Below are 6,811 nucleotides of genomic sequence, written 5' to 3'. Positions count from 1 at the left end.
TTTTCCCGTGAAGGGCTTTTCTTTTTTCTAAAAAGAAAAGGGCTTCAGGGAAAGAAAAAAGAAAAGAGGAAAGCTTCCGGTAATCCCTCCCTCCGCGCTGAAATACAAAAATCGTACCAAAAATCATATATTGCCGTACATTAATGTACAATGAAAATAGAGAAGTAATATTTATGTGGGAGTGTGTACAAAAATATTTCAAAAAATATCCTGCTCAGGAAAAAGTTGCTAAAGCATTAATAAATTTAGGGTTGAGTGTGAAAAATAGTAAAATATACTGCAAAGATATTGAGATAGCAAGTACTGCTTTAGCAAGAGCTTTGAGCGTGGATAGACGCACAGTGTCGAGCACAATAGAAACAATTGCTTCAGATACTAAACTAGCAGAAATTTTTAAAATGTTGGAGCCTACATGCACTTTAAAAAACGTAGCTCCTGTTATGGGCTGGGATATGTTAGAGATAGTTCTGTCAAATACAAAAAAACCAGGACTGTTGGGCAAGATTGCATCCGAGCTCGGGCGGCATAACGTTAACATAAGACAAGCAATTGGAGAAGACCCTCAATGGAGCAGAGGTAGATTGTATATAATAACAGATACAAAAATTCCTGGAAATGCTATTCTAGCAATACGCGAGATTGACGGTGTGGAAAATATTATCATTTAGCGAAAAATTTTTTGAACAGAAATATTAAATTACCGATACCATGTTTCCAAGAGAGTATTTTTGCCTCTCCTTTTCTTACTCTATACTCAATTGGTACTTCTTTGCACTTAAAGCCCTTACGCCAAGCTTCTATTTTTAGCTCCTCAGAAAAAGCCATCTCATCACTTGTCAATTTCAACTTCGGGAGAATTTCTCTTTTGAAAATCCACATTCCTGACTGAGTATCTTTTATTTTTATCCTGAATAACAGACGAGTACATAAATTCAAAACAAAATTTCCAAATCTATGCTTTCTGCTCATCACTCCTTTCCCAAGATTTGTAATTCTATCGCAAGTAATAAAATCTAAATTTTCTTTTTCTAAAAGATCAATAAAATCTTTAATTTTATATGCAGGGTAAGTTAGATCACCATCTAGAGCTACAATTATTTCGCCAGTTGCATTTTCAAAACCTGTTTTATAAGCTCTTCCATAGCCAAGTCTTGGCTCGTTTAGCACTTTAGCTCCTTTGCTCCTAGCAATTTCTACAGTTCTATCTTTAGAGTTGCTATCCACTACTATTATTTCGGCATCTAAAGGTATCTCATCTATTACCTGCCCTATAGAATCCTCCTCATTGATCGTAGGAATGATAACTGAGATTTTCATTTTTTTCTATATAAGAGCTACGAAAACTTAAAATTTGCTTAACTCCTATATTATTTTAGGTGATTAGAATTGGTAAAAGTTGGAATAAACGGGTTCGGTAGAATAGGAAGACTTACTCTAAGAGCTGCTTTAGAAAATAAAAACATAGAGGTTGTTGCTGTAAACGATATTACAAATGCAAAAACACTTGCGCATTTGTTTAAATACGACTCTATTTACGGAATTTTTGATGGCGAGGTAAAGAGTACTGAGAACGCAATTGTAGTCAATGGTAAAGAAATAAAAGCATTTGCACAAAAAGACCCTGCGCTACTACCTTGGAAAAATTTGGGAGTTGATATTGTAATAGAGTCTACGGGCTTGTTCACAGAAGCAGATAAAGCTAGAGCTCATTTAAAAGCAGGCGCAAAGAAAGTAATTATATCAGCGCCTGCGAAAAACGAGGATGTCACAATTGTTATTGGCGTAAATGAAAATAAATACGATCCTAAAAAGCATTTTGTTATTTCAAATGCTTCATGCACTACGAACTGCCTAGCGCCTGTAGCTAAAGTTCTTAACGATAAATTTGGTATAGTCAGAGCATTGATGACCACAGTACATGCCTATACAATGGATCAGAGAGTGTTAGATGCGCCTCATAACGATTTAAGAAGAGCCAGAGCTGCTGCACTATCGCTAATTCCAACAACCACAGGAGCGGCAAAAGCTATTGGTGTTGTAATACCTGAGCTAAAAGGTAAGTTCGACGGACTCGCTGTTCGAGTACCCACTCCAACGGTCTCAGCAGTGGATTTGGTTGCAGTAGTTGGCCGAGAGACTAATTCTGATGAGGTAAATAGCGCTTTTAGGGAAGCTGCGAAAGGCAGTCTCAAAGGCATACTTGAAGTTGTGGATGAACCTTTAGTATCTATAGATTTTAAAGGCAACAAACATTCTGCAGTTGTAGATGCGCCCTCAACTATGGTTACAGGCAGTTTAGTTAAAGTTATAGCTTGGTACGATAACGAGCTTGGTTACTCTTATAGGTTAGTTGACCTTGCAGATTATATATCAAAGAAGGGGCTCTAAAAACGAAAAAATCTCGATTCATTCTCCAAACACGAACCCAACCCCTTCAGCTATATGATCCTCTTGCTCTTTAATTTTATTGTATATTTTCTCGGCTTCTTGCTCCTTCTCCTTCTCACCAATCCCTTTAAAAAGTTCTTCAGCTTTTTTTAGAGCCTCGTTACTACCTTCAATTAAAACATATCTAAAATCTTTGTTTATACCTAATCCTTGAGCGTCTCTTACAGCAATACTCTGCTTGCTAACAAGTTCGTCTTTAAGCACATCATCTATTTTTACTATTTTATCTTTCTCTACTCTAAATACACCGTATACCATTTTCAGCCACCTTTCTTTTTAATATCTACAATTGTGACCCTAAATTTCAATGTTTTGCCAACTAATTCATGATTCAAATCTACAACTATTTCTTGATTTTCTAAAGCTGTTTCATTTGTAATATTCAAAACTTTACCTTTGCCTACAACTCTCGTGCTCATGCCTTCAACTGCATTGTGCCTTAATAAAATTTTATCGCCAGTTATATTAATCACTGTAGAATTCCAGTCGTATTTAGTGGACTGAATTACAAGTCCTATATAACTTGTGTTCTGTGCAGGAGTACCTACCAAATGCTCTATAGTAATGTTGTCTCCTTCCACACCTACTATTGTAGAGTTCCAGTTCCAAACCCAGTGAGTGAATACCACACCCTCGCCAATATTATCTTTTTCCTCAGGGCAGCTAGCTTCAAACTCAGACCTCTTTACAACTTCAAATTTCTGTATTTTTTCTAAGGCTGAAATATTCCTTACACTCTCCCAGCTCCAATTACCAAACGCATCCCAAGGCTCTAAAACAAACTCTATAGTTTCGCCTGCCGTCAAGTTCAAAACCTCTGAATCGAACTTCTTAAGGATTACACCCTCAATATTAGCGCCAAAACCAACTGTAAAACTCACGGTGCTTGTACTGAATAAGGCTCCGGTGTCGTTCAGCCATATAGTGTAATTCACAGTCACAAAATCGCCTTCCCCAACCTTCAAAACTTGTTCCTTTGCCCTCCTGCTAACCCAATAAGCAGTAACTGCTGAGGCAATAACGATTATTAAGATTATTATAACCAATAGCTTTTTAGGCATTTTTCGTTATCAGAATATCATTTTCAAGTTATAAATTCAACGGTAGCTTTATTTCGTAATATTTCCATTTCTGATTTTATGAGTGTAACTGCAATTATAGGAGCGCAATGGGGCGATGAGGGAAAAGGTAAGGTTACAGATTACTATGCAGAGAATGCAGATTTTATTATTAGATTTCAAGGCGGTACTAACGCAGGTCATACAGTTATTGTAGGAACTGAGAAATTCAAGTTCCATCTTCTACCTTCAGGTATTCTTCGACCAGATAAAATTTCTATTATTGGCAATGGCGTAGTTGTAGACCCCGAAGTGCTGATTGAAGAAATTAAAAGATTAAAAGAAAAAGGTTTCAAAGTAGACAATCTAATAATAAGTGATAAATCAAATGTAATAATGCCTTATCATAAAATAATTGACGAGCTTGAAGAAGCGAGCAAGGGTAAAAAAAGTTTAGGTACTACTAAAAGAGGCATAGGACCTTGCTACTCAGATAAAATTGCACGTTTGGGAATAAGGATGGCAGACCTGCTGGAGGAGCAAACACTCTCGGATAAATTGGCATATATTATAGAAGTCAAGCAGAAAATAATCAATGCGCTAGGTAGCAAGAAAAAACTTTCAAAAGAAGCTATTCTTAAAGAATATTTAGAGTATGGTAGAAATCTCCAGCGCTACATTGCAGATACTTCCCAGATCATTGCAGAAGCGCTTGAAAAAGACAAAAATATTTTACTTGAAGGTGCGCAGGGCACTTTGCTCGATATAGATCACGGTACTTATCCTTATACTACCTCTTCAAATACTACTGCTGGTAATGCGTGCACGGGCTCTGGAATATCGCCAGCAAAAATTACAAAAGTAATTGGTGTTCTCAAGGCATATACTACAAGAGTTGGCTCAGGACCTTTTCCTACAGAGCTTAAAGACGAAATAGGTAATAGAATAAGAGAAAGGGGTGCTGAGTACGGCACAACCACAGGCAGACCAAGAAGATGCGGATGGCTTGATTTAGTAGCTCTAAAATATGCCTGCCTAATAAATGGATTCACAAGTTTAGCAATAACAAAAATAGATGTGCTTAGTGGCTTGCAGAATTTAAAAATTTGCAGTTCATACAAATACAAAAATAAGATTATTGATAGTTTCCAATCAACTGCTAGTATTTTAGAGCAATGCTCGCCGCAATATGATGAGCTTGAAGGCTGGGAAGAGTTTGATAAAAAAGAAGCTATAGAAAAAGGGTTTGAAGCTTTGCCAAAGAATCTCAAGAATTATCTTAATTTTATTTCAACGAATTTAAAAGTACCAGTTGAATTTGTATCGATAGGGGCTGCAAGAGAAGAGAGTATAATGATTAAACGGTAAGCAACTGGTTATTACTGACATGGAATTTGAGAACGAATGAAACTTCACGAGCGATAAAAAACATTATTAAAAAAGAAGGGCTGATATTTATTTATAAGTCCTTATTTTAGCATAGTCCCAGTAATGCTCATAGATATGCAGTCCTTTCGACTGCGCAATTATCTCGCCATCCTCTACCCCGATCTCTTTTGCCATATATTCTTTGAGAAGTTGAAGCGCAGCTAGGTTTGCAGGAAATCCACCTACGAGGTCCCATGAGCGGAAATAAGGCAGAAAATGCAGTTTGCCATACCTTATTCGTAGATCTATGTGCCGCAAACAAGGCGGATCGCTTAACTTCATATCTGAACACTGTCCTATTTGCAGAAGAGCTTGGTTTGTCCCAGGCGTTGCTTTTAGCATCTCAATTGCTTCGTCAATCTGATTGAAGCTGTACGGAAATTCGCCTTTGATCCTTTTGCCCTCGAACTCAATATCGAGTTTGACCTTCGCATTTACAAGTCTCTCTCCGTAAGTGTAATCTTCACCGAGCTTTTTGTAATCTGTAATCAAATATTCTATATATTTCTCAACGTAATCCATTGAGGTAGGCGGCGGTAGCCCTAGTCCCTCAGGAATAGTAGGGACTAACGGCCTATTGCTAGGATTGGTAATTTGAACTACAACAAAATCAAATTCTTTTCTTCTCTGCCCAGAGTAGCTCCCACGGTCAACTTTATACTCATAACCAATCTCAACAATTCGTTCCAAGCACTGATACCAAGCGTCAGGCAAATCGAATGCTTTAATAAAAACAATTTCTAAACTTTGCTCAGTCATTTTCCCACAGATAGTCTCTAACTGGATGTTCTAAAATCACCTTTTTTCCTTTTAATTCTTTTATATTCTCAGCTCCTACTAAAAACATCGTTGCCTTAAGCTCCTCAATAATAATATTTAGCTCTTCAACTACGCTTCTTGCACTTTTAGCTGCACATCTAAGCAAAGGCAATGCTAGTCCAAAAGCATCGCTTCCCAAAGCAAGAGCTTTTGCACCATCTAATCCGTTTCTTATGCCTCCGCTCCCTATTATCGGCTTTATACCTGCTTTTTTACAATTTAGAATAGCAACAGGCGTTGGTACCCCCCAATTCCAGAAAGTCTTGCCTAGCCTTTTCTGAATTTCTGTTTTAGCACGATAATATTCTACAGCTGCGAAGCTAGTACCTCCTAAACCTGCAACATCTACACCAACATTAAGTTTTTTTAGCTCTTTTGCAAGCTCGTAAGAAATTCCAGCGCCAGTCTCTTTTAAAATTACTGGCAAGCGCAACTCATTAACAATTCTTTCAATTGCTTTCAAGCAATTTTTTGAGTTTGTATCGGCATTTTGCACTACCTCTTGCAAAAAGTTCAGATGTATTGCTAAACAGTTTGCGTCTACAAGCTCTACTATCCTTTGTACTTCACCAAAACTTAAAGCTTTAGATTTTTTCTGGTCTATGAGTTGCGGTGCGCCTATATTTGCAATGACAAAAGGAATATTATAATTTTTTACAAGTTCAAAACTTTTTCTTGCAAGCTTTTGTTCTAGCGCTATTCTTTCACTCCCAACTCCAAATCCTATTCCTAACTTTTCGCAAGCTTGTGCTAAATTATTATTTATTTTTTCAGCTTGCGGATAACCACCTGTAATTGCAGTAACAATAATAGGCGCATTTAACTTGCAGTTGAAAATTTTTGAAGAGCAATTTATTTCTGATTTGTTGAGCTCAGGTAAGGAGCAATGAACTAAACTCACAAAATCAAGATAATTTATTTTAGAACGCACTTCTTCTTTTAAGCATATCCTTACATGCTCCTCCTTTCGTTTTGCAATCATTTTTTTATCTGAAAATAAGTTAAAAGCAGGCTTTATAATATATTTTACGGCAGAGATAAAAGTCATAAAATATAAT

The 6,811-nt window shown here is 36.9% G+C and carries 8 protein-coding genes; 3 read left to right on the top strand and 5 right to left on the bottom strand.

The window, feature by feature from the left end; translation table 11 throughout:
* Positions 1-173: 173 nt before the first annotated feature.
* Positions 174-668, top strand: a complete 495-nt coding sequence (locus tag QMD21_02505; GenBank protein MDI6855643.1) for an amino acid-binding ACT domain protein — start codon at positions 174-176, stop codon at positions 666-668.
* On the opposite strand, the gene QMD21_02500 is transcribed toward QMD21_02505, so the two are convergent.
* A complete protein-coding gene (locus QMD21_02500) occupies positions 661-1,317 on the bottom strand; it encodes a glycosyltransferase family 2 protein (GenBank protein ID MDI6855642.1) in 657 nt (218 codons plus the stop codon). The genes QMD21_02505 and QMD21_02500 overlap by 8 nt on opposite strands.
* Positions 1,318-1,386: 69 nt before the next feature.
* Here QMD21_02500 and gap point away from each other — a divergent pair, with 69 nt between their 5' ends.
* Positions 1,387-2,388 (top strand): type I glyceraldehyde-3-phosphate dehydrogenase, encoded by a 1,002-nt coding sequence (gene gap / locus QMD21_02495; protein MDI6855641.1) that lies wholly within the window; start codon positions 1,387-1,389, stop codon positions 2,386-2,388.
* Positions 2,389-2,406: 18 nt separating this feature from the next.
* Here the strand turns inward: gap and QMD21_02490 are convergent, their stop codons facing one another.
* Positions 2,407-2,706 carry a hypothetical protein gene (locus tag QMD21_02490; protein MDI6855640.1) on the bottom strand — a complete coding sequence of 100 codons (300 nt, stop codon included), beginning with the start codon at positions 2,704-2,706 and terminating at the stop codon, positions 2,407-2,409.
* A gap of 2 nt (positions 2,707-2,708) precedes the next feature.
* Complete coding sequence (locus tag QMD21_02485) at positions 2,709-3,509, bottom strand: FKBP-type peptidyl-prolyl cis-trans isomerase (protein MDI6855639.1); 801 nt, start codon at positions 3,507-3,509, stop codon at positions 2,709-2,711.
* Between the two features lie 78 nt (positions 3,510-3,587).
* Between QMD21_02485 and QMD21_02480 the strand changes: the two genes are divergently transcribed.
* A complete protein-coding gene (locus QMD21_02480) occupies positions 3,588-4,874 on the top strand; it encodes an adenylosuccinate synthase (protein ID MDI6855638.1) in 1,287 nt (428 codons plus the stop codon).
* Positions 4,875-4,961: 87 nt separating this feature from the next.
* Here the strand turns inward: QMD21_02480 and QMD21_02475 are convergent, their stop codons facing one another.
* Entirely contained in the window at positions 4,962-5,693 is a 732-nt protein-coding gene (locus QMD21_02475; GenBank protein ID MDI6855637.1) for a thymidylate synthase, read from the bottom strand.
* Positions 5,686-6,735 (bottom strand): type 2 isopentenyl-diphosphate Delta-isomerase, encoded by a 1,050-nt coding sequence (gene fni, locus QMD21_02470; GenBank protein ID MDI6855636.1) that lies wholly within the window; start codon positions 6,733-6,735, stop codon positions 5,686-5,688. The genes QMD21_02475 and fni overlap by 8 nt, the downstream gene beginning before the upstream one ends.
* Positions 6,736-6,811: the final 76 nt, after the last annotated feature.

It is taken from the genome of Candidatus Thermoplasmatota archaeon, from assembly GCA_030018475.1.
In the GTDB taxonomy this organism is placed as follows: Archaea; Thermoplasmatota; JASEFT01; order JASEFT01; family JASEFT01; genus JASEFT01.
Note: the sequence above shows the minus strand (reverse complement) of the source record. Positions and strands in the feature narration are given on the sequence as shown.